The sequence below is a fragment of the Micromonospora sp. SYSU B005 genome, assembly GCF_055362685.1.
This window is the reverse complement of the sequence record NZ_JAXCFU010000001.1, coordinates 341,366-363,243: the sequence shown is the minus strand read 5'-3', so window position 1 is coordinate 363,243 and position 21,878 is coordinate 341,366. Positions and strand designations below refer to the sequence as shown.

At 73.5% G+C, this 21,878-nt stretch carries 18 protein-coding genes; 13 read left to right on the top strand and 5 right to left on the bottom strand.

The window, feature by feature from the left end; translation table 11 throughout:
* The first annotated feature begins 94 nt into the window (after window positions 1–94).
* Complete coding sequence (locus tag SM452_RS01675) at window positions 95–1,840, top strand: ABC transporter substrate-binding protein (protein ID WP_355506369.1); 1,746 nt, start codon at window positions 95–97, stop codon at window positions 1,838–1,840.
* Between the two features lie 46 nt (window positions 1,841–1,886).
* On the opposite strand, the gene SM452_RS01670 is transcribed toward SM452_RS01675, so the two are convergent.
* Window positions 1,887–4,031: a prolyl oligopeptidase family serine peptidase gene (locus tag SM452_RS01670; protein ID WP_355506371.1), complete on the bottom strand. Its 2,145-nt coding sequence runs from the start codon at window positions 4,029–4,031 to the stop codon at window positions 1,887–1,889.
* A gap of 85 nt (window positions 4,032–4,116) precedes the next feature.
* Between SM452_RS01670 and mshB the strand changes: the two genes are divergently transcribed.
* From mshB to SM452_RS01655, 3 genes are all read left to right on the top strand, one after another.
* Window positions 4,117–5,040, top strand: coding sequence for an N-acetyl-1-D-myo-inositol-2-amino-2-deoxy-alpha-D-glucopyranoside deacetylase (mshB, locus tag SM452_RS01665; protein WP_199733075.1), 924 nt, complete (start codon window positions 4,117–4,119; stop codon window positions 5,038–5,040).
* Between the two features lie 17 nt (window positions 5,041–5,057).
* The gene (locus tag SM452_RS01660; RefSeq protein WP_463839193.1) at window positions 5,058–5,531 is read left to right on the top strand and encodes a hypothetical protein; all 474 of its coding nucleotides are present in this window, start codon (window positions 5,058–5,060) and stop codon (window positions 5,529–5,531) included.
* Between the two features lie 86 nt (window positions 5,532–5,617).
* The gene (locus SM452_RS01655; protein ID WP_252453022.1) at window positions 5,618–6,082 is read left to right on the top strand and encodes a hypothetical protein; all 465 of its coding nucleotides are present in this window, start codon (window positions 5,618–5,620) and stop codon (window positions 6,080–6,082) included.
* Window positions 6,083–6,095: 13 nt separating this feature from the next.
* Here the strand turns inward: SM452_RS01655 and SM452_RS01650 are convergent, their stop codons facing one another.
* Complete coding sequence (locus tag SM452_RS01650; protein ID WP_435150022.1) at window positions 6,096–7,133, bottom strand: GNAT family N-acetyltransferase; 1,038 nt, start codon at window positions 7,131–7,133, stop codon at window positions 6,096–6,098.
* Window positions 7,134–7,212: 79 nt separating this feature from the next.
* On the opposite strand from SM452_RS01650, the gene fdxA reads away from it, so the two are divergent.
* Genes fdxA through SM452_RS01625 form a run of 5 tightly spaced genes read left to right on the top strand, consistent with a single transcriptional unit; the run spans window position 7,213 to window position 10,957 of the window.
* Window positions 7,213–7,539: a ferredoxin gene (fdxA, locus tag SM452_RS01645; protein ID WP_007464872.1), complete on the top strand. Its 327-nt coding sequence runs from the start codon at window positions 7,213–7,215 to the stop codon at window positions 7,537–7,539.
* Window positions 7,536–8,645, top strand: coding sequence for a succinyldiaminopimelate transaminase (gene dapC, locus SM452_RS01640; RefSeq protein ID WP_402807967.1), 1,110 nt, complete (start codon window positions 7,536–7,538; stop codon window positions 8,643–8,645). The genes fdxA and dapC overlap by 4 nt, the downstream gene beginning before the upstream one ends.
* 1 nt (window position 8,646) lies before the next feature.
* The gene (locus SM452_RS01635; RefSeq protein ID WP_262013990.1) at window positions 8,647–9,663 is read left to right on the top strand and encodes a prephenate dehydrogenase; all 1,017 of its coding nucleotides are present in this window, start codon (window positions 8,647–8,649) and stop codon (window positions 9,661–9,663) included.
* A 5-nt stretch (window positions 9,664–9,668) separates the two neighbouring features.
* Window positions 9,669–10,310, top strand: coding sequence for an SIMPL domain-containing protein (locus SM452_RS01630; protein ID WP_463839192.1), 642 nt, complete (start codon window positions 9,669–9,671; stop codon window positions 10,308–10,310).
* Window positions 10,310–10,957 carry a nucleoside/nucleotide kinase family protein gene (locus tag SM452_RS01625; RefSeq protein ID WP_262013988.1) on the top strand — a complete coding sequence of 216 codons (648 nt, stop codon included), beginning with the start codon at window positions 10,310–10,312 and terminating at the stop codon, window positions 10,955–10,957. The genes SM452_RS01630 and SM452_RS01625 overlap by 1 nt, the downstream gene beginning before the upstream one ends.
* A 2,683-nt stretch (window positions 10,958–13,640) precedes the next feature.
* Here SM452_RS01625 and SM452_RS01620 read toward each other — a convergent pair.
* Complete coding sequence (locus SM452_RS01620; RefSeq protein ID WP_355506389.1) at window positions 13,641–14,207, bottom strand: sugar O-acetyltransferase; 567 nt, start codon at window positions 14,205–14,207, stop codon at window positions 13,641–13,643.
* Window positions 14,208–14,347: 140 nt separating this feature from the next.
* Between SM452_RS01620 and SM452_RS01615 the strand changes: the two genes are divergently transcribed.
* Window positions 14,348–17,698, top strand: a complete 3,351-nt coding sequence (locus SM452_RS01615; protein ID WP_463839191.1) for a S8 family serine peptidase — start codon at window positions 14,348–14,350, stop codon at window positions 17,696–17,698.
* Window positions 17,699–17,755: 57 nt separating this feature from the next.
* Here the strand turns inward: SM452_RS01615 and dapD are convergent, their stop codons facing one another.
* Window positions 17,756–18,715: a 2,3,4,5-tetrahydropyridine-2,6-dicarboxylate N-succinyltransferase gene (gene dapD / locus SM452_RS01610; RefSeq protein ID WP_262013984.1), complete on the bottom strand. Its 960-nt coding sequence runs from the start codon at window positions 18,713–18,715 to the stop codon at window positions 17,756–17,758.
* Window positions 18,716–18,818: 103 nt separating this feature from the next.
* Here dapD and dapE point away from each other — a divergent pair, with 103 nt between their 5' ends.
* A complete protein-coding gene (dapE, locus tag SM452_RS01605) occupies window positions 18,819–19,892 on the top strand; it encodes a succinyl-diaminopimelate desuccinylase (RefSeq protein WP_030273854.1) in 1,074 nt (357 codons plus the stop codon).
* A gap of 48 nt (window positions 19,893–19,940) precedes the next feature.
* Here dapE and SM452_RS01600 read toward each other — a convergent pair whose 3' ends face one another.
* A complete protein-coding gene (locus SM452_RS01600; RefSeq protein ID WP_013288426.1) occupies window positions 19,941–20,102 on the bottom strand; it encodes a hypothetical protein in 162 nt (53 codons plus the stop codon).
* 173 nt (window positions 20,103–20,275) lie between these two features.
* On the opposite strand from SM452_RS01600, the gene SM452_RS01595 reads away from it, so the two are divergent.
* Window positions 20,276–21,139 (top strand): LOG family protein, encoded by an 864-nt coding sequence (locus tag SM452_RS01595; RefSeq protein ID WP_402807964.1) that lies wholly within the window; start codon window positions 20,276–20,278, stop codon window positions 21,137–21,139.
* A 3-nt stretch (window positions 21,140–21,142) separates the two neighbouring features.
* Window positions 21,143–21,688, top strand: coding sequence for an LOG family protein (locus tag SM452_RS01590; RefSeq protein WP_463839190.1), 546 nt, complete (start codon window positions 21,143–21,145; stop codon window positions 21,686–21,688).
* Window positions 21,689–21,878: the final 190 nt, after the last annotated feature.

Genomic DNA, 21,878 nt, shown 5'->3' with positions numbered 1-21,878 from the left:
GGTGGTCGATCGTTGTGCCCCCGTTATCTGCTCGAAATTTACCGCGAGTGAAAGCTAGGCGAAGCTTTCCTTCATCGGACCCGAGGAGTTGAGTATGCGAGCAAGACTCGCCACCGCCATGGGCGGCGCGATGGCACTGGTGGTCGCCCTCAGTGCGTGCAGCAAGAACACCGGCGACAGCGGCGACAGCGTGGACACGAACAAGCCCCGCAGCGGCGCCATCGCGACCGACCCGAAGGACTCGCTCGGCCCCGCGGCCGAGGTGCCGGGCGCGGCCAAGGGCGGGACCTTCTACATCCTGCGGGAGAGCAAGATCTCCCACCTGGACCCGCAGCGGGTCTACTCGTTCGCCGGCCTGATGGGCAGCCAGCTCTACGCCCGCTTCCTCACCACCTTCAAGGACGACGGCAAGGGCAACGTCACCCTGGTCGGCGACCTGGCCGAGACGCCCGGCAAGAACGTGAACAACGACTGCAAGGTCTGGGAGTTCACGATCAAGGAGGGCGTCAAGTTCGAGGACGGCCGCCCGATCACCTCCAAGGAGATCGCGTACGGCATCGCCCGCTCGTTCGACCCGGACCTGACCGGCGGCCCCACCTACCTGCAGGAGTGGCTGGCCGACACCCCGCAGTACGACACCAAGTGGGACTTCAAGAAGAACAAGACCTCGCTGCCTCCGGGCCTGACCACGCCGGACCCGCGCACGCTGCGCTTCGAGTTCAACAAGCCCCGCTGCGACCTGCCGTTCGCGGTGTCGCTCCCGGCCACCGCGCCGCTGCCGCCGGACAAGGACACCGGCGTCAACCTGGACAACATGCCGTTCTCGTCCGGGCCGTACCGGTTCACCAAGATCCAGCCCGGTGTGGAGATGGTGCTGGAGCGCAACCCGAACTGGGATCCGGCCACCGACGCCGTGCGGCACGCGTACCCGGACAAGTTCGTCTGGACCCTCGGCGCGGACCAGAACACCCAGACCAACCGGGTCCTCGCCGGCACCGGCAACGACGCGGCGGCGGTGGCCAGCGGCGGCGTGCCGTCCGAACTGCTCGCGAAGATCACCGGTGACCCGGCGCTGAAGGCGCGGATGATCGTCGCCGCGACGCCGAACGTGTTCCGGCTGAGCATCAACACCACCCGCGTCACCGACCTGTCCGTGCGGCAGGCGATCAACTACGCGATCGACCGCAGCAGCATCACCAAGAACCTCGGCGGCCCGTACGGCGCCATGCCGCTGACCACGCTGCTGCCCCCGACCACGCTCGGGTACAAGAAGTTCGACGCGTACCCGGCCGGCGAGAGCGGCGACCCGGCGAAGGCGAAGGAGGCGCTGGGCGGCAAGTCGGTCAACCTGGTGCTCGGCACCGGGGACGAGACCTGGCAGCAGGAGACCGCCACCCAGGTCAAGAACGCGCTGGAGAAGGCCGGCTTCACGGTCACGGTCAAGCCGATCCCCGCCGACGGCTACCTCGACTTCGTGAAGAAGAAGGACAACCCGTGGGACATCTGGGTCGACTCGTGGGCTGCCGACTGGCCCAGCGGCGCCTCCGTCCTGCCGGTGCTCTTCGACGGTCGCGGCCTCAAGGCCGAGGGCAACAGCAACACCTCCCAGCTCAACAGCGAGGCGATCAACGCCGAGTTCGACCGGGTGCTCGCCCTCGACCCGGCCAAGCAGGCCGACGAGTGGAGCAAGCTGGACGAGAAGCTGATGAAGGAGTCGGCGCCCGCGGTGCCGCTCTACAACGAGGTGGTCTCCGTGGCCCACGGTGAGAAGGCCGGCGGCCTCTTCATCGGCAGCATCTTCGGCTGGCCCAGCTTCGTCAACGCGTACGTCAAGCAGTAGCCACACCTGTGGTTGACGGAAGGGCCCCTCGTCGAGGGGCCCTTCCTCACAGGTAGCGGCGCAGGAAGTCCAGCTCCAGCCGGAGCAGGCGCTCCGACACCCCACCGGCGGCCAGGTGACTCGCGCCGGTCAGCGGCAGCACCGCGTGCGGGCGGCCCGTCGCCAGCAGCGCCGCCGACAGCCGCAGCGTGTGCGCGGCGAGCACGTTGTCGTCGGCCAGGCCGTGCACCAGCAGCATCGGCCGGGCCTGCGCCGGGTCGCCGAGCGGCTCGGCCGCCAGCTCGACCAGCGAGTGGTGGGCGTAGACGTCCATCCCGTCGTCCGGCATGCCGAGGTAGCGCTCGCTGTACGCGGTGTCGTACAGCGCCCAGTCGGTGACCGGCGCGCCCACGATCGCGCACTTGAACAGCTCCGGGTGGCGCAGCACCGCCAGCCCGGCCAGCCAGCCGCCGAACGACCAGCCGCGCACCGCCACCCGCTCCAGATCCAGATCCGGGTGCTTGTCGGCGAGCGCCGTGAGCGCGTCCACCTGGTCGGTCAGGATCACGTCCGCGACCCGGCGGTGGATCGCCTTCTCGAACGACGGCGCGATGCCCGGGGTGCCCCGGTTGTCGATGGTGACCACCGCGAAGCCCTGCTCGGCCCACCACTGCCGTTCCAGCCAGACGCTGCGGGCCGCCACCACCTCCTGGTGGCCGGGCCCGCCGTAGATGTCCAGCAGCACCGGCAGCCGGGTGCCCTTGACGTGCTCGGCCGGGTAGAGCACCGCGCTGGGCAGCCGCCGGTCGGTCACCCGGACCATCGTCGGCCGCGGCGCGTACGAGCAGGTGGCGGCGAACGAGCGCAGCTCACCCACCTCGCGGTCGCCGTGCCACACCCGCCAGCGGACCCCGGCGTGCTCCAGCGACGCGATGCCGACCGCCAGTGTGGACCCGCCGATCGAGGCCGTGTGCCAGCCCGGGTCGCTGCCCATCCGGCGGGCGTCCATGCCGCCACCGATGGTGGTCCGGACCCGGTAGAGGTGCCGCTGGCTCGGCTCGCCCTCGCTCGCCTCCACCAGCAGGTCCGCCGCCGCGTTCGGGCCGTTCGGCAGCCGCCCGACCACCCGCCGCACGTACAGCGAGGGTGGGGTGAGCAGCGTGCCGTCGGCGAACAGGCAGCGCGCGTCGTACCCGTCGTGGGCCAGCTCGCCACCGACCAGCACCCGCCCGTCGGGCAGGTGCGCCGGGGTGCCGGGGATCGGCTCCACCCAGCGCGGATCGGCCAGCTCGGCGTGCACCTGCGTCTCCCCGGTGCGTGGGTCCACCGCGAGTACCAGGCCGTGCTGCTGCGAGCGGCGCAGCACTGTGATCAGCGGCCCGCCCTCGGTCCAGTCCACGGAACTCAGGTACGGATAGGTCTCGCGGTCCCAGTGCACGTCGACCCAGCCGCCGTCGAGGTCGAGCAGGTGCAGGCTCACCTCCGCGTTCGGCCCACCCGCCACGGGGTACGCGAGCGACGTCGGCGGGCTCGCCGGGTCGGCCGGGTCGTGCAGGTACCAGCGTTCCAGGCGTGATTCGTCGACCCGGGCGGCCAGCACGCTGCGCCCGTCCGGCGCCCACCAGTAGCCCCGGTAGCGGTGGAACTCCTCGGCCGCGATGTGCTCGGCCAGACCCCAGGTGACGCCGCTGTCCTCACCGGCGAGCAGGTTGTCCGTGCCGTCCGGCTCCACCACCCGCAACTGACCCCGGCGCACCCCCTCGGCGGCGTCGGTGACGTACGCCAGCCGCTCACCGGCCGGGTCGGGCCGCGGGTCGATCACCGGCCCGACCGCTGCCACCTCGATCACGTCGCCGTGCACCAGGTCGGCCCGGAACAGCCGCCCGGCCAGCGCGAACGCGGCGACCCGGCCGGCCGAGTCCAGCGCGTACGAGCCGATGCCGCCGGAGCTGAGCCGCAACCGCTCGCGCAGCGCCCGTTCCCCGGGGGCGAGGCGGGCCGGCTCGGCGTCCGTGCCCAGCAGCACCGCCGGGTCCGCGACCAGTCGTTCCTCGCCGCTGTCGACGTCGAGCAGCCAGAGCGCGTCGGCCGGGTCCTCCGGTCCCGCGGAACGCAGGAAGATCACCCGGGCGCCGTCGCCCGCGACGGCGACGGCACGCGGCGCCCCGTGGCTGAACCGACGGGTACGGGCGGCCAGCTCGGGAAAGTCCACGCCTGCAGAGTAGGCGGGCGCCGGGGGTGATGTGGCCGACCTGGGCGGACGCATCACCGTCGAGCGGGCAGGACCGCCGGTTAGAGTGACGGGCGTGACGACCCTGCCCGACCGACGCCTCCTGCTGGTCCACGCGCATCCCGACGACGAGTCGATCGGCACCGGCGCGACGATGGCGCACTACGCCGCCACCGGCGCCCACGTCACGCTCGTGACCTGCACGCTGGGCGAGGAGGGCGAGATCCACGTCCCGGCCCTGGCCCAGCTCTGCGCGGCCGAGGCGGACCAGCTCGGCGGCTACCGGATCGGCGAGCTGGCCGCGGCGTGCGCCGCGCTCGGCGTCACCGACCACCGGTTCCTCGGCGGCGCGGGCCGCTACCGGGACTCCGGGATGATGGGCCTGACCACCAACGAGCACCCGCGGGCGTTCTGGCAGGCCGACCTGGACGTCGCCGCCGGCTACCTGGTGGAGGTCATCCGCGAGGTCCGTCCCCAGGTGCTCGTCACGTACGACCCGGACGGCTTCTACGGCCACCCCGACCACATCCAGGCGCACCGGGTGGCGATGCGGGCGGTGGAGCTGGCCGCGGCCGAGGGGATCGCCCCGGCCAAGGTCTACTGGACGGCGATGCCGCGCAGCGTGCTCGACGCGGGCCTGGAGACGTTCACCGAGTCCTCGGACAACCCCTTCGCCGGCATCGAGAGCGCCGACGAGCTGCCGTTCGGCACGCCGGACGCGGAGATCGCCGCCCGGATCGACGGCACCGACCAGCACGCCGCCAAGGAGGCGGCGATGCGCGCCCACGCCACCCAGATCCCGGCCAACTCCTGGCTCTACTCGATCGCCGGCAACTTCGGTGGCGAGTTCATGGGCGTGGAGTACTTCACGCTCGCGGTCGGCGAGAAGGGCCCGGGCGCCGGCCCGTACGGCTGGGAGGACGACCTCTTCGCCGGGATCGCCCTGGACGGCACGCAGCGGTCCCCGGTCGCGGCGGCCGGTCTCCGGTGACGCTGCCGGCCGTACCCGTGTCGACCCTTCCCGAGCAGCCGCCGACGCCCGCGACGCCGAGCCCGGCGGAGCGGGTGCTCGACCGCGCGCTGCGGGTGGCCGGCGGCGTCGTCACGGTCTGGGCCGGCGTCCTGCTGGCGCTGCTCGACCTGATCTTCGCGACCTGGGCCTGGGAGACGGTGCAGGGCCGCTCCGGCGGGCTGCGGGCCCTTCTCGGTATCGGCCTGGTGGCCGCCGGCGTCGTCGCCGTGGTGGCCACGACGGTGCTGCTGGGCCGGTTCGCCCACCGGTCGACGGGTACGCGCTGGGCGGTGGCGCTCGGCGCGCTGCCGTGGTTCCTGGTGATCGTGGTGGGTGGTTTCCGGACCGTCGAGGGCGACCTGGCGCTCGCCGGTGACAACGTGCTCGGCCTCGCGTTGATCGTGGCCGGCGCGGTCACGTTCGCGGTACTGGGCTTCCGGCACCTGGTGACACCACCGGACGCACGGTGAGGTGCTGACGCCGCACAGCTCGCGGTGGTAGACATTCCTGCCAAGAGGCCCGCCGAGGGAGCGGGCGGTACGGCGGGAGGCGTGCGATGACTCAGCGGTGGCGTGCGGTAGGCGTGCTGGCGGCCGCGTTGTTCGGCGTGAACGTGGTGGCCCGGCTGGTCATCAGATTCGCGTTCCCGGACGACGACACCGCCTCCGGCCGCGTCTCGCTCGCCATGTTCCTGGTCATCGGGCTGATCCTGGCCGGCACCGCGTTCCGGTGGGGCGCCGACCGGCCGCTGGGCCGCTGGGCCGGCGACCTGGCCGCCGCCGTCGCGGTCGCGCTGGCGCTCACCGTGTTCGTCGGCCCGCTGCTGGTCGGGGAGAACCCGTTCGGCGGCGGTGCGGGCCTCTTCTTCGCCCAGATCTGGCTCTATCTCGCGGCCACCGCGGCGGGCGTGCTGGTCGGCTACCTGATCCTGACCGCGCTGGGCCGGGACTACCGGTCCCGCCAGCTCAAGCGGTACGCCGAGATGAAGCGCACCCGGCCTCGCAAGATCGTCCGGCGCTGACCGGGAGCGCCGCTCAGGCCGCCGGGGCGACCCGGGTCAGGTAGGTGTGGTGGGTGGTGAAGCCGAGCCGCCGGTAGAGCGCCACCGCCCCGGTGTTGCTCTGCTCGACCTGGAGGAACGCGTGGGTGGCGCCCTCGGCGGCGCCCCAGGCGGCCAGGGCGCGGACGACAGCGGCGGCGAGCCCTCGGCGGCGCGCCTGCGGCACCGTCTCCAGCAGGCTGACGCCGAGCCAGCGGCCCCCGCCGGTCACCGTGCCCCGCCCGACCGCGAGCAGCCGGCCGTCCTCGCGCAGGTCGGCGAAGCGGGCCCGGGGCGTCCCGGTGAGCACCTGCCGGGCGGCGTCCGGCAGCCCGCCTTTGCGGCCGGCGGCGATCGCCAGCCAGTCGTCGGCCGGCGCGTCCGCCAGCGTCACCGGCGGCACGTCGGCGGCGGCGTCGGCCGGCAGCGGGGCGTCGGCGGGTAGCGGTCCGGCGCCCGGCAGTGGGATGGCGGCCGGCAGGGGGACGGCGGGCGGCGGCACGGTCAGGGTGCGCAGCGGGACGGTCTGCACCAGCACCGGCGGCCGGGACGTCCAGCCGCGCGCGTCCAGCTCCGCGCCGACCGGGGCGGCGAGCGGCAGCGGGGTGTTCACCAGGGCGGGCCCGCCGCGCTCGGCGTACCAGCGCTGCACCGCGTCCAGCGCGGCGGGCAGCGGCCGGTCCGGGTCGCCCACCGGCAGCGCGCTGTTCGCCCGGCCGGTCCAGCCGTCGGCCCAGCGCAGCCGCCAGTCGCCGAGCCGTCCGCGTACCGGTGCGGGCCACGCCTCGTCGGCGGCCAGCTCCAGCGCCACCACGGCGGCGGCGGTGGGCCGCCGGGCCGGCGGCACCCGCTTGGCCCGGTGCACCTCGGCCACCGGTACGCGCAGCGGCCCGGCGTCGGTGGACAGAGTGATGTGGGTCTCGCTCAGCTCCACGAGCTCACCGAGCGCGTCGGAGAACAGCGTGCGGCCCTCGCGAATCCCCACAATCCGGCGGACCACGATCCGGTGTCCCACGTCCTGCTGTCGGAGCACGATCGACCCCCTCCCCGGCGAGATACTAGGCTCTTACCGTTGCGGTTGATCGCGACGAGTCTTGCGGAGGAGAAGACCGGTGACCTACATCATCGCCGAGCCGTGCGTGGATGTGCTCGACAAGGCATGCATCGAGGAGTGCCCGGTCGACTGCATCTACGAGGGCAACCGGATGCTCTACATCCACCCCGACGAGTGCGTCGACTGTGGTGCCTGTGAGCCGGTCTGCCCGGTGGAAGCGATCTTCTACGAGGACGACGTCCCGGAGCAGTGGAAGGACTACACCGGGGCCAACTACGAGTTCTTCGAGGACCTGGGCTCGCCCGGTGGCGCCTCGAAGATCGGCAAGGTGGAGAAGGACGCCACCTTCGTCGCCGCGCAGCCGCCGCGCGGCGAGGGCCACTGAACCGGCGCTCGCCGGTCTCGGCACGGCTGCCCGACTTCACCTGGGACACCCTGGACGCCGCGGCCGCCACGGCCGCGGCGCACCCGGGCGGTCTCATCAACCTGTCGATGGGCACGCCGGTCGACCCGGTGCCAGAGCTGATCCGCCAGGCCCTGGCCGACGCGTCGAACGCGCCGGGATACCCGCTGACCGCCGGTACGCCCGCTCTGCGGGACGCGATCGCGGCGTGGGTCGCGCGGGCCTGCGGCGCGGGCGTCGACGGCCTGGGTGTGCTGCCGACGATCGGCTCCAAGGAGCTGGTGGCCTGGCTGCCCACGCTGCTCGGGCTCGGCCCCGGTGACGTGGTGGTGGTGCCGTCGGTGGCCTACCCGACCTACGAGGACGGGGCCCGCCTGGCCGGCGCGACGACGGTACGCACCGACTCGCTGACCGCGCTGGGCCCGGATCCCCGGGTCCGCCTGGTCTGGGTCAACTCGCCCGGTAACCCGACCGGCCGGGTGCTGCCCGCCGCCCACCTGCGCAAGGTGGTCGAGTGGGCGCGCGAGCGCGGCGCGGTGGTCGCCAGCGACGAGTGCTACCTGCCGCTGGGCTGGGACGCCGAGCCCGTCTCGGTGCTCTCGCCCGAGGTGTGCGGCGGCTCGTACGACGGCGTGCTGGCGGTGCACTCGCTGTCCAAGCGCTCCAACCTGGCCGGCTACCGGGCCGGGTTCGTCGCCGGTGACCCGGCGCTGGTGGCCGAGCTGCTCAAGATCCGCAAGCACGCGGGTCTGATCGTGCCCGCGCCCGTGCAGGCCGCGATGGTGGCCGCGCTCGGCGACCAGGAGCACGCCGACGCCCAGCGGGAGCGCTACCGCGTCCGGCGGGAGAAGCTGCGCGCGGCGTTCACCGCCGCCGGCTTCACCGTCGAGCACTCCGAGGCCGGGCTCTACCTCTGGCTCACCCGGGACGAGGACTGCTGGGAGACCGTGGACTGGCTGGCCCGCCGGGGCATCCTGGTGGCCGCCGGTGTCTTCTACGGCCCGGCCGGCGCCCGGCACGTCCGGGTGGCCCTCACCGAGTCCGACGAGCACGTGGACGCGGTGGCCGGGCGGCTCGCCGAGGCCTGACGTGGCGGGCGGGCTGGCGCGGGCGGCGGTGGTCGGCACCGGGCTGATCGGCGGTTCCGTGCTGCTGCGGCTGCACTCCGCCGGGCTCGACGTCGCCGGTTGGGATCCCGATCCGGCGGCCCGCCGGCTGGTACGCGACCGGGGCGTCGACGCGCCCGACACACTCGAGGAGGCGGTAACCGGCCGGGACGTGGTGTTCCTCTGCGGCCCGCTGCCCACGCTGCCGGCGACACTGGCCCGGGTCGCCGCGGTGACCGACGACGACTGCGTGCTCACCGACGTGGGCAGCGTCAAGGCCGAGGTGAGCACCGCCGCCATAGTGCAAGGGCTCGGGCACCGGTTCGTGCCGGGGCACCCGATGGCCGGCGCGGACCGGGCCGGAGCGGGCGCGGCCGGCCCGGACCTGCTCGACGGCGCCGCCTGGGTGCTCTGCCCGGGGCCGGCCGGCCTGGGCGCGTTCCGGCGGCTGGCGGTGCTGCTGGTGGACGCCTTCCACGCCCGGGTGGTGCCGATGTCCGCCCCGGAACACGACGGCGCCGCCGCGCTCGCCTCGCACGTACCGCACGTGCTGGCGGGAGCGCTGGCCGGCACCGTGCAGCGGTCGGCGTTGCGGGACGCGGTGCTGACGCTCGCCGCCGGCAGCTTCTCCGACGGCACCCGGGTCGCCGGCGGACCGCCGGAACGGACCGCGAACATGCTGCTCGGCAACCGGGACCGCGTCCTCGCCGAACTGGACGCGCTCGGCGCGTTCCTGAGCGAGCTGACCGAGGCGCTGCGCGGTGGCGACGCCGGTGCGCTGACGGACCGGTTCGCCGAGGGGCGGGACGTCCGCGCGACGCTGCGGGCGCGTACGTTCACCACGCACCGGCGGGAGTTCCCGGCCGCCGCCGACCACGCTGGCGAGCTGGCGTACCTGCGGGAGCTGGGCGCGGCGGGCGGTCACCTGAGCGGGGTACGGGAGACGGCCGGCGCGGTCACCTACATGGGGCACCTGCCGGCCACCCCGCCGTTAGGCTGAGCGGCATGGCTGACGCACCGGTCGTGGCGGTACGCGGTGAGGCGTACCGGGAGGTGGCTCCCGAGTTGGCCCGGTTCACGGTGACGGCGACGGCGCGCGACCGGGACCGGGAGACCACGCTGACCCGGCTGGCCGAACGGGCCGCCGCGGTGCGCGCGCTGCTCGACGGGGCCGGGGCCGTGGTGGAGCGCCGGGAGACCGGCCAGGTCCACGTCCGGCCGGTGACGAAGCGCGCCGGCGAGCGGGTGGTGGCCTATCAGGGCAGCGTGAGCACCACCGTGACGACCACCGACTTCACCGCGCTCGGCGAGCTGATGCTCCGCCTGGCCGACCAGGAGCAGGTCGAGGTGGCCGGGCCGGTGTGGTCGCTGCGGCCGGACAGCCCGGCCTACCGGGAGGCGCGGCAGGCCGCCATCGCCGACGCGCTGGTCCGGGCCCGGGAGTACGCCGAGGCGCTCGGCGCCCGGGTGGTCGCGTTGCGCGAGCTGTCCGACACCGGGATGAGCGCCGCCCCGCCGATGATGGTCAAGGCGGCGTACGCGCGCTCCGGCGAGCCGGAGCGCGAACTGGAGCTGGACCCGGCGCCGCAGCCGGTGCACGCGGCGGTCGAGGCGCGGTTCACCATCAGCGAGCCGGTGCTGGGCTGATGCCGGCGGCGGAGGTGCTCGGGCTCGACGACCTGGTCGCCCGGGCGCGTGCGCTGGCCGAGGCCGGACCGCGTCAGCTGCTCGGCATCGCCGGCGCACCCGGTGCGGGCAAGTCCACCCTGGCGGAACGGATCGTGGCCGCACTCGGCCCGGTCGCCCGGCTGGTCCCGATGGACGGCTTCCACCTGGCCGGGTCCGCGCTGGCACGGCTCGGCCGGGCCGGGCGCAAGGGCGCGCCGGACACGTTCGACGTCAACGGCTTCGTCTCCGTGCTGCGCCGGTTGCGCCGGCTGGAACCGACGTCGGTGTGGGCGCCGGAGTTCCGCCGCGACCTGGAGGAGCCGGTCGCCGGGGCGATCGAGGTGCCGCCCGAGGTGCGCCTGGTGGTCACCGAGGGCAACTACCTGCTGCTGCGGGACGACCCGTGGGAGGAGGTGCGCACGCTCGTACACCAGATCTGGTTCCTGGATCTGGACGCGGAGCTGCGGCTGCACCGGCTCACCGCGCGCCACGAGGCGTACGGGAAGTCGCCGGAGCAGGCCCGCGCCTGGGCGCTCGGCAGCGACGAGGAGAACGCCCGGCGGGTGGCCGGCACGGCCGAGCACGCCGACCTGGTGGTACGCCTGGCCGATCCGCCGCAGGCGTGAGGCCGGGCGAGGTCAGCCGCCGGTCCGCTGCCGGGGTGACGGCACGGTGCGGCGCAGCAGCCGGGACACCACCGCGCGCTCGCGGGTGAACTCCACCGACTCGGGATAACCGCTGTGGCTGCGGATGGGCGGGTCGGCCACCTCGCCGCCGGACGGGTGCAGCGCTTCCGGGTCGGCCACCGGCACGTCGCGCTGACCGGCGCTGACCTGCCAGCCCAGCGGGTCGGTGTCCCGCCAGAAGTTCGTCCAGGCCACGTGCCCGCCGGGCCAGGTGAGCGCGCCGGCCAGCGCCCGCAGCGTTCCGGCCCGAAGTAGGACGGGAAGACCCGCCCGTAGAGCCGGGTGAGCTGGCAGCCGTAGGAGAAGAACCAGGTCCGTAGCCGCCACCGGCGGGGCAGTTGCAGCAGTACCGCGGCGCAGATGACGGTGCCCTGGCTGTGCCCGGAGAGGATGACGCCGTCCATCCGGTCGCCGTGGTGCGGCGGCAGCGCCAGCAGTCCGGCCACCCGGGTCTGGAGTTCCGGTACGGCGCGTTCGGCGTAGCTGGGCGGCGCGAGCGGATGCGCGGCCCGGGGCCAGAACGTGCACACGTCCCAGATCACGCCGACCGAGCGGCGTACCGAGTCGGTGCGGTAGACGAGCAGCCCGAGCGCCGCCATCACCACCGGCAGCCAGCCGAGCAGCGTGTCGCCGCGCTCGGCGGTCCAGTGGATGGCGTTCTGCCAGCCGGACGGGGACAGCGGGCTGGGCCGCTCGCCGGACAGCGCGGCGGCGCAGCAGAGGGTGACCAGGACGGCGCAGAACGCGGCATAGCAGCCCAGCAGCCGTACCGCGTGCTCGCCGATCAGCCGGTGCAGCGCCCGGTAGGTGCTGACGTCGCGGCAGCGCCGCAGGTCGTGCGCGGACAGGCCGGGTGTGGCGGCCAGCCGGGCGTACTCCACCCGGCGCAGCCGGTGCAGCAGGACGACGGCCCGGATCAGCATCCCGATCAGCGCGGCCAGGCCGATCGCGCAGGCCAGCCCGGCCCAGAAGACGGCCAGCGGCGGCACGACCCGGCTCGGGCCGCTCGGCTCGGCCGACGCGTCGAGCCGGTCGCTGACCCAGTAGAGCAGCCCGGCGCAGTACGCCACCGCCATCATCCAGCCGAACCCGGCGATGACCGCCGGGGCGCAGCCGCGCCAGGCGAGATCGGTGTACGCGCCGAGCGGCTGGGTCGGCACCGCCGGCCGCAGGCGGGGCAGGAACAGTCCGGCGGCGGCCAGCGCGACGGCCGGACCGACGAGCATCCAGGTGCGCAGCTCGCCCGGCGCGGCGGGCAGCACGGGCAGCCCGCGTTCGATCCACGTCGCGCCGAGCGGCAGCAGCACCATGCCGGCGACGGGGCCGATCAGCGCCCGGCGGCCGGAGCGGTTCGCCGCGGCGATGGCGAGCAGCAACAGCATCTGGTACGCGAGCAGCCACGCGACAGCCGTGTCGTACCCGGGCAGCGACCTGTCGGTGCGGCAGCCGGCGGTGGCCGGCTGCGCCGTGCACCCGTCCGGCGGCCGGTACGCCGACAGCGGCTGCCCGGCCACCCCCTCGGGGAGCAGCAGCAGGGTGAACGCCCCGGCCAGTCCGAGCGCGGTGAGCGCCACGACCGCCGCGCTCCACCGTCCGAGCGGGGTGGCGCCCTGCCGCCGGCTCAGCCACGGCCGGGCGACAGCGATCACGGCGATCACCACCACGGCGGCGAGCAGCGCCACTGTGGGCCAGGCGACGGCGGCCCGCACACCACGCGGCGGGTCCATGATCATCACGGCGGTGACCGGTACGGCGGCGGCGCTGACCGCCCCGGCGCACAGGTGCAGTACGGCGGCCCGGCGCAGTTGCCCCTCCCCGTTCCAGAACGTCGGGTCCTGGAGCGGGTTCCGCAGCGGCTCACCCGGGTCCGGCCGTCCGTCCGGCTCGCCGTCCTCCCGGGCCGGCGCGTGGTGGTGCGGGTCCGCGGGCATCTGCGCCTCGTACTGGTAGGTGCGGAATGCGACGAGCCCGATCCCGGCCAGCACGTGCAGTGGCAGCAGCAGGCCGAGCGCGAGCGTCCGGGTGCCCTCGCGCCACCAGGGGTCGCCGAGGAACTCCCACGGCCCGGGTATCCGGCCGAGGCAGTCCGCCTCGACGCACTGCCAGGCGATGAGGTCCACGCCCACGCCGGTCACCGTGACGACGAGCGTGCAGGTCAGGCTCAGGCAGAACAGACGGATGAGCCAGGCGGTGATGCCGGACCGGCTGGCCCATCGTTCCTGGTCCGGGTCGGGCGGGATGTCGGCGCGGGCGTGCAGCGCGACGTTCGCCAGCGCGAACGGGAGCATCAGCGTCCACAGCGCCCGTTCCACGTCCCGCCGGGTCCGCGCGCCGGAGGTCAACTGCCCCCAGCTGTACGCCTCGACCGTGATCGGGTCGTCCCGGCCCGCGGTGCTCGACCGGTAGAAGCCGGTCACCTGACCACCGGCGACCAGCGTTGGTTGCGCACCGTCACCGTTGACGCCGGCGGTCAGGCCGAGCAGCTGATCCGGCGGGGTGTTGGAGACCCCGTGCACCCGCAGTTCGAGGACCCGTTCCATCGTGCCTCCCGGTAAACGCCCTACTACCCAGAGTGCGCGAGAGGGCGGGAATCCGCATCCGCTGGAACGGTTGTTTCCGCAGCTCAGGACGGCTGTCCCAGGCTCCTGATCGGGCGAGCGGGGTTACCCACCGCCACCACGTTCGCCGGCAGGTCGCGCGTCACCACCGCGCCGGCGCCGACCACCGTGTTCTCACCGATGGTCACTCCGGCCAGCACGATCACCCCGCCGCCGAGCCAGACGTTGTCACCGATGGTGATCGGTTTCGCGGACTCCCACTTGGCCCGGCGCGCCTCCGGTTCCACCGGGTGGGTGGCGGTGAGCAGTTGCACGTTCGGTCCGATCTGGACGTCAGCGCCGATGGTGATGCGGGCGACGTCGAGGAACACCGCGTTGAAGTTGACGAACGTGCGCGCGCCGATGTGCGTCTGGTGTCCGTAGTCGCAGTACAGCGGCGGCCGGACCCAGGCGTCCTCGCCGAGCGAGCCGAGCAGTTCGCGCAGCGCGGCGAGGCGGCCCGCCGGATCGTCGGCGGAGCTGCGGTTGAAGCGTTCACTGAGCCGGGCCGCGCGCTCCAGGTCGGCGATGATCGCGGGATCGTCGGCGATGTACTGCTCGCCGGCGAGCATCCGGTCCTTCATGGCGGTCATCGTCCGATCGTCCCGGCCCGCTCCGGTGGGTGGTGGCGGTTCCGTCGGATCGGCGACTTCCCGATGCATACGCGGTATGTAATCCTGATACCCGCGTCGATGTGTCTCTCATCGATGAAACGTTCGACGAAGGAGGAAGGTTGCTCCGGAACCGCAGAAAGCTGACGGCGTTCGGCCTCGGCCTGACGCTGGCGCTCGGCCTGCCGGTGCCCGCGCTGGCCGCCGCGCCCACCGCGCCGACCGGCCCGTCCGCCCGAACCGGGCCGTCCGCCCCGGCCGGCGTCCACCCGGTCACCGTCACCCTGATCACCGGCGACCGGGTCACCGTCGCCTCGGGCGGCCGTGCCGCGGTACGCCCCGGCGCCGGCCGCGCCGGCATCCAGTTCCTGGTCGGACGCGAGCGCGACCGGCTCACCGTGATGCCGCAGGACGCGCTCCCGCTGGTCCGCGCCGGCAAGCTCGACCGGCGCCTGTTCGACGTGAGCGGGCTGATCGAGGCCGGGTACGACGACGCGCGGCGCGGCAGCGTACCGCTGCTCGTGACGTACCGGCCGGGGACGGCCCGGCGGACGGCGACCCCGCTCGCCGGCGCGCGGGTGACCCGCGACCTGCCGGCGATCGCCGGCGCGGCGGTCGTCGCCGACAAGGGTGACACCGGCGCGCTCTGGAAGGCGGTCAGCGCCGACCGCTCCGGTGCCCGGCTCGACGCGGCGGGGGGTGTCGACCGGATCTGGCTGGACGGCCGGCGGCGGCTGACACTCGACCACAGCGTGCCGCAGATCGGCGCGCCGACCGCCTGGGCGGCCGGCTGGACCGGTAAGGGCGTGCGGGTCGCGGTGCTCGACACCGGCGTCGACCTCAGCCACCCGGACCTGGCCGGCAAGGTCGCCGAGTCGCGCAACTTCACCGAGGAGGCGGACCCGGACGACATCGTCGGGCACGGCACGCACGTCGCCTCCATCATCGCCGGCAGCGGCGCCGCCTCGGGCGGGAAGTACCGGGGCGTGGCGCCCGACGCCACGCTGCTGTCCGGGAAGGTCTGCGAGGTCTACGGCTGCACCGAGTCGGCCATCCTGGCCGGCATGCAGTGGGCCGCTGCCGAGCAGCACGCCACAGTGGTCAACATGAGCCTCAGCGGCGGCGACACCCCGGATGTGGACCCGCTGGAGGAGGCGGTCGGGACGCTCACCGAGCAGCACGGGACGCTGTTCGTGATCTCCGCCGGCAATGACGGCGTAGACGGTTCGGTCGGCTCGCCGGCCACCGCCGACGCCGCGCTCGCGGTCGGCGCGGTCGACCGGGACGACGCGCTCGCCGACTTCTCCAGCCGCGGTCCCCGGGTCGGCGACGGGGCGATCAAGCCGGACATCACCGCGCCGGGTGTGGAGATCGTGGCCGCGCGGGCCGCGCACGGCCAGATCGGCGACCCGGTGGGGGACCGGTACGCCTCGCTGTCCGGCACGTCGATGGCCGCCCCGCACGTGGCCGGCGCGGTCGCGCTGCTCGCCCAGCAGCACCCCGGCTGGACGCCCGAGCGCTACAAGGCGACGCTGATGGCCTCGGCGAAGCCGCACCCGGAGCAGACCGCGTTCCAGCAGGGCGCGGGCCGGGTCGACGTCGCCCGGGCGATCACCCAGCAGGTGACGAGCGAACCGGCCTCCGTCTCGTTCGGTGTGGCGGCCTGGCCGCACACCGACGACAAGCCGATCAGCCGGACGGTCACCTACCGCAACGGCGGGACCGCCCCGCTCACGCTCGACCTGAGCACGCAGTTCACCGGACCGGGCGGGCGGACCGCGCCGGCCGGCATGCTGACTCTCAGCGCCTCCCGGCTCACCGTTCCGGCGGGCGGCAGCGCCCAGGTGACGGTGGTGATCGACACCCGGCTCGGCGGCGCCGACGGCTACTGGACCGGCCGCCTGCTCGCCCGCGCCGGCGACGCGGTGGCGGTGACGCCGCTCGCTGTCGACCGCGAGGTGGAGAGCTATGACCTGACCGTGACCCACCGCAACCGCTCCGGCGCCCTGACCGACGGCTACTACACCGTTCTGCTGGGGCTCGACGGCGGCAGCTACCGGGACCTCTACGGCGCCGGCGGCGAGACCCGGATCCGGGTGCCGAAGGGCCGGTACGGCGCGCAGAGCCTGATCTTCGTCGACGGTGACCAGGGCTGGTCGGAGGTCTCCTTCCTCGCCCAGCCGGAACTGGTGGTGGCCGGGAACCAGCGGCTCACGCTGGACGCCCGGCGGGCGAAGCCGATCCGCACCACGGTGCCGCAGCGCGGCGCGGCACCACTGCTGATCGACCTCACCGCGGCCTGGGGATTCGGCGACTACTACAACAGCTTCGGGCTGTGGACCGACCGGTTCGAGGGCCTCTACTCGGCCCAGATCGGCCGCACCGTCTCCGACAAGGTCTTCGTCGGCGCGCTCGCCAGCCAGTGGGCCGAGCCGACAGCGCCGGAGCGCAGTCCGTACTTCTACGGCCTGAACGACCTGTTCCCGGGCCGCTTCCCGACCGGCTTCGTCCGGAACTACCGGACCGCCGACCTGGCCACCGTCGCCAACCGGTTCGCCGCCGGCTACAGCGGGATGGACAACGAGCTGGTCGTCTACGCGGAGCCCGACTACAACATGGGCGGCTCGGCGGTCATCCTGCCCGTACAGGTGCCCGGCAAGCGGATCGACCACCTCACCACCACCCGGACCCGCTGGAGCGCCGAGCTGGCCTTCGGTGAGCGGGACGAGGAGGGCTGGTTGCAGCCGCGGGCGGTGCTGGAATCGGTCCCGACCCGTTACCGGTCCGGTCACACCTACCGCGACGAGTGGAACAAGGCCCCGTTCGGCCCGTCGTTCCCGCAGCCGCAGTGGCCGGAACAGGGGATCACACGGACCGGCGACACCGTCATCGTCTCGCTGCCGGTGCACAGCGACGCGGCCGGGCACCCGGGCGGCTCGCTCAACGACACCGAGCACACCCGGCTCTACCGCAACGGCAAGCTTGTCGACGAGTCGCCCTACCCGGGGTACGGCGAGTTCACCGTGCCGCCGGGAACGGCGAACTACCGGGTGGAGACCGTGGCGACGCGCGGCTTCACCGACCTGAGCACCGAGGTGTCGGCGAGCTGGACGTTCCGCTCCAAGCGGGTACCGGGTGACGTGCCGGCCCGGCTGCCGGCCATGGCGGTCCGGTTCACCCCGCCGCTGGCGGTGGACAGCTCCGCCCCGGCGGGCCGGACGTTCACCGTGCCGGTGACGGTGCAGCGTCAGCCCGGCGCGCCGTCCGGCCGGGTCGTGGCGCTCACCGTCGACGTCTCCTACGACGGTGGCAAGACCTGGCAGAAGGCGCCGCTGAAGAAGCAGGGCGGGGCGTGGACGGCCACCGTCCGGCACCCGGCCGGCCCGGGGTACGCGTCGCTGCGGGCCACCGCCCGTGACGACGCCGGCAACACCGTGACCCAGCGGATCATCCAGGCGTACCGCCTGCGGTGAGCCGGCCGTCCGGGTCCGCGCGGCGGTCGCCGTCGCGGACCCGGACGGGGGTACGGCTCAGTCGTTGGCGTGCAGCGCCGCGTTGAGCGTGATGCCCTGGCCGGTACGGGGCTTCGCCTCCAGCGCGCCGGTCACCGAGTTGCGCCAGAACAGCAGCCCGTCGACGCCGGACAACTCGCGGGCCTTGACCGTCCGGCCGTCCGGCAGGGTGATCTTCGAGGCGGCGGTGATGTAGCAGCCGGCCTCCACCACACAGTCGTCGCCCAGCGTTATGCCGACACCGGCGTTCGCGCCGACCAGGCTCCGCTCACCGATGCGCACCTTCTCCGTGCCACCGCCGGAGAGTGTGCCCATGATCGAGGCGCCGCCGCCGATGTCGGAGCCGTCGCCGACCACCACGCCCTGCACGATCCGGCCCTCGACCATCGAGGTGCCCAGCGTGCCGGCGTTGAAGTTGACGAAGCCCTCGTGCATCACAGTGGTGCCGGAGGACAGGTACGCGCCCAGCCGGACCCGGTCCGCGTCCGCGATCCGGACCCCGGACGGCACCACGTAGTCGGTCATCCGCGGGAACTTGTCCACGCCGTAGACGGACAGGTGACGACCGGCGGCCCGCTCGATGACACGCAGCTCGTCCACCCGCTCCGGCGGGCACGGCCCGGCCGACGTCCAGGCCACGTTCGCCAGCTTGCCGAAGATGCCGTCGAGGTTCAGCTCGTTCGGCCGCACCAGGCGGTGGGAGAGCAGGTGCAACCGCAGGTACGCGTCGGCGGCGTCCTTGATCGGGTCGTCCAGCGAGCCGATCAGCGTGGTCACCTCGACAGTGCGCAACCCGGGCAGCGTCCGCTCGCCGATCGCGCCCGGCGGCAGGTCGAGCACGTCGGCCCGGTCCTCGCCGGGCACCAGCGGCAGCTCGCCCAGGCCCAGCTTGCCGGTCGGGTACCAGGTGTCGAGCACCTGGTCCTGCGCGGTGACGGTGGCCAGGCCGATACCCCAGGCGGATGGTGCGGACGTCACGGTGACACCTCTCTGCTCCGGCGGCGGCGTCCGCCGCTGCTCGCGGCCGGGGGCGCAGCACGTGTCCCTCGCGCCCACCGAGGATGACGGTACCGTGCGAGACATGCAGAACCCGTTGACCCCCGAGGTCCTGGCCGATCCGGTGGCGCTGACCCGCGCCCTGGTCGACATCGAGTCGGTATCCCTCAACGAGAAGGCCATCGCCGACTGCGTGGAGGAGGTGCTGCGCGGTGTGCCGCACCTGACCACCTACCGGCACTCGAACACCGTGATGGCCCGTACCGACCTGGGCCGGGCACAGCGCGTGGTGCTCGCCGGCCACCTGGACACCGTTCCGCTCAACGGCAACTTCCCCTCGACCATGCGCGGCGACCTGATGTACGGCTGCGGCACCTCCGACATGAAGTCCGGGGTGGCGTTCGCGCTGCACCTGGCGGTGACGCTGCCCGACCCGCGCTACGACGTCACGTACTTCTTCTACGAGGCCGAGGAGATCGAGTCGAAGTACAACGGCCTCACCCTGGTCGCGCAGAGCCACCCCGAGTGGCTGGAGGCCGACTTCGCGGTGCTGCTGGAGCCGACGTACGGGATCGTCGAGGCGGGCTGCCAGGGCACCATGCGGGCGGTGGTCACCACGCACGGCGAGCGGGCCCACGCGGCGCGCTCCTGGCACGGGGTGAACGCCATCCACGGCGCGAGCGAGGTGCTGCGGCGGCTGACCACGTACGAGGCCCGCCGGGTGACGATCGAGGGCTGCGACTACCGCGAGGGTCTCAACGCGGTGCGGATCACCGGCGGCGTCGCCGGCAACGTCATCCCCGACCGCTGCGAGATCGAGATCAACTACCGGTACGCCCCGGACCGCGACCCGGCGGGCGCCGAGGCGCACCTGCGCGAGGTCTTCGCCGGCTTCGAGCTGGAGGTCACCGACGCGGCGGCCGGCGCCCCGCCCGGGCTGGAGAGCCCGGCGGCACAGGAGTTCCTGGCGGCCGTCGGTGCCGCGCCGATCGGCAAGCTGGGCTGGACGGACGTGGCGCGGTTCGCGGCCATGGGCATCCCGGCGCTGAACTTCGGCCCCGGCGACCCGAACCTGGCGCACCACAAGGACGAGCACGTCGAACTGACCAAGATCCGGGACGGTGCGGCGACGCTGCACCGCTGGCTGGCCCCGGCCTGACGCGCTGCGATCACCGGGCCCGCACCCGCCGCGCGGGCCCGGTGATCGTCAGACGGTCGTCGTCAGGGGTGCTTCCGCCTCGCCGGTCTCGCCGGTCAGGTCGGACCGGTGGGTCTCCATCATCCGGGCGCGGCGGCGCTCGGCCACCACGTCACGGATCCGCCGCTGCATCTGACGGCGGATCCGGATCATCTCGCTGTTACTGATCAACGCTGGCTCCTCCCCCGAAGGCGCGTCGCCCGGGGTATACCGGGTATGTGAATAGTAAGACGTACGTGCGACCGAATTAGTTGCCCGGATCCCAAAGATTTCTCCGGCTCCCGGGCCTGCGCGCCGGGCCGGAGCCGCTCCACTACGGTGACCTCATGGGCGAGAGCAGGGGAATGTCGGCCGGGGACGGCCGACGGGAGGAGCGGAACCGGGGGGAACGGCACCGCGGCGCGGTGACGCTGCGCAACCGGGCGATTCCGACGAGTACGGCCGATCAGCGGCTGCTCGACTCCCGGGGCCGCAGCGACTGGAAGACCAAGGACGCCTGGCGCGCGCTGCGGATCCTCTCCGAATTCGTCGAGGGCTTCGACACCCTCGCCGACCTGCCCCCGGCGGTCAGCGTCTTCGGCTCCGCCCGCAGCAAACCGGACAGCCCGGAGTGCCGGATGGCCGAGGAGCTGGGCGGTGCCCTCGCCCGCGCCGGGTACGCGGTGATCACCGGCGGCGGTCCCGGCGTGATGGAGGCCGCCAACCGGGGCGCCGGTGAGGCCGGCGGCCTCTCCGTCGGGCTCGGCATCGAGCTGCCGTTCGAGCAGGGCCTCAACGACTGGGTCGACCTGGCCATCGACTTCCGCTACTTCTTCGCCCGCAAGACCATGTTCGTCAAGTACGCCCAGGCGTTCGTGGTGCTCCCCGGCGGCTTCGGCACCCTGGACGAGCTGTTCGAGGCGCTCACCCTGGTGCAGACCGGCAAGGTGACCCGCTTCCCGGTCGTGCTGATGGGCACCGACTACTGGCGGGGGCTGCTCGACTGGCTGCGCGCCACCATGGCCGCCGAGGGCAAGATCGGCCCGGCCGACCTCGACCTGATCCGGCTCACCGACGACGTCAACGAGGCGGTCCGGCACATCGTCGAGGCCGAGGCGGTGCTCTCCGCCGAGCAGGAGGCGGTCCGCGAGGAGGCGGTCGCCCGGCTGGCCGACGACCAGCGCGCCGCCGCCGAGGCCGCCCCCGAGGGCCCGGCGGGACGGAGCTGACCCGTGGCGAACGTCTGTGTCTTCTGCGCGTCCTCCCGAACTCTCGACGCCCGCTGGCTGGCGCTCGCCACCGAGACCGGCGAGGAACTGGCCCGGCGCGGCCACACGCTGGTCAGCGGCGGTGGCTGCGTCGGGATGATGGGCGCCGTGGTGCAGGGCGCGCGGGCGGCCGGCGGTCGCACCGTCGGCGTCATCCCGCAGTCCCTGGTCGACCTGGAGGTCGCCGACCTGGACTCCGACGAGCTGCTGGTCACCGACAGCCTGGCCAGCCGCAAGACGCTGATGGACGAGAAGTCCGACGCGTTCGTGGCGCTGCCCGGCGGTCTCGGCACGCTCGACGAGCTGTTCGAGGTCTGGACCACCGCCACCCTGGCCCTGCACGCCAAGCCGATGGTGATCGTCGACGTGAACGGCTTCTACCGGCCGCTGCTCGACTGGATCCGCGGGCTCGGCGAGCAGCAGTTCCTCAAGCCGGCCGCGCTGGACCTGCTGCTGGTCGCCGACAGCGTCCCCGCCGCCCTGGACCTGATCGACACCCGTCTCACCTGACGCGCGCCCGGGTCGGCCCGTCCTTGTTCACCACCGTCTCGGCGGGCTTGATCGACGCCGCTTGGGGGCTTGATCGACACCATTTCGGGGAGGTGGTGGTGTCCGGGCTGGTGTGATGTGGCCATTTCCCCGAGGTGGTGTTGATCTAGGGGTGGGATGCCGCCACTACGCCGAGGTGGCGTGAACGCCT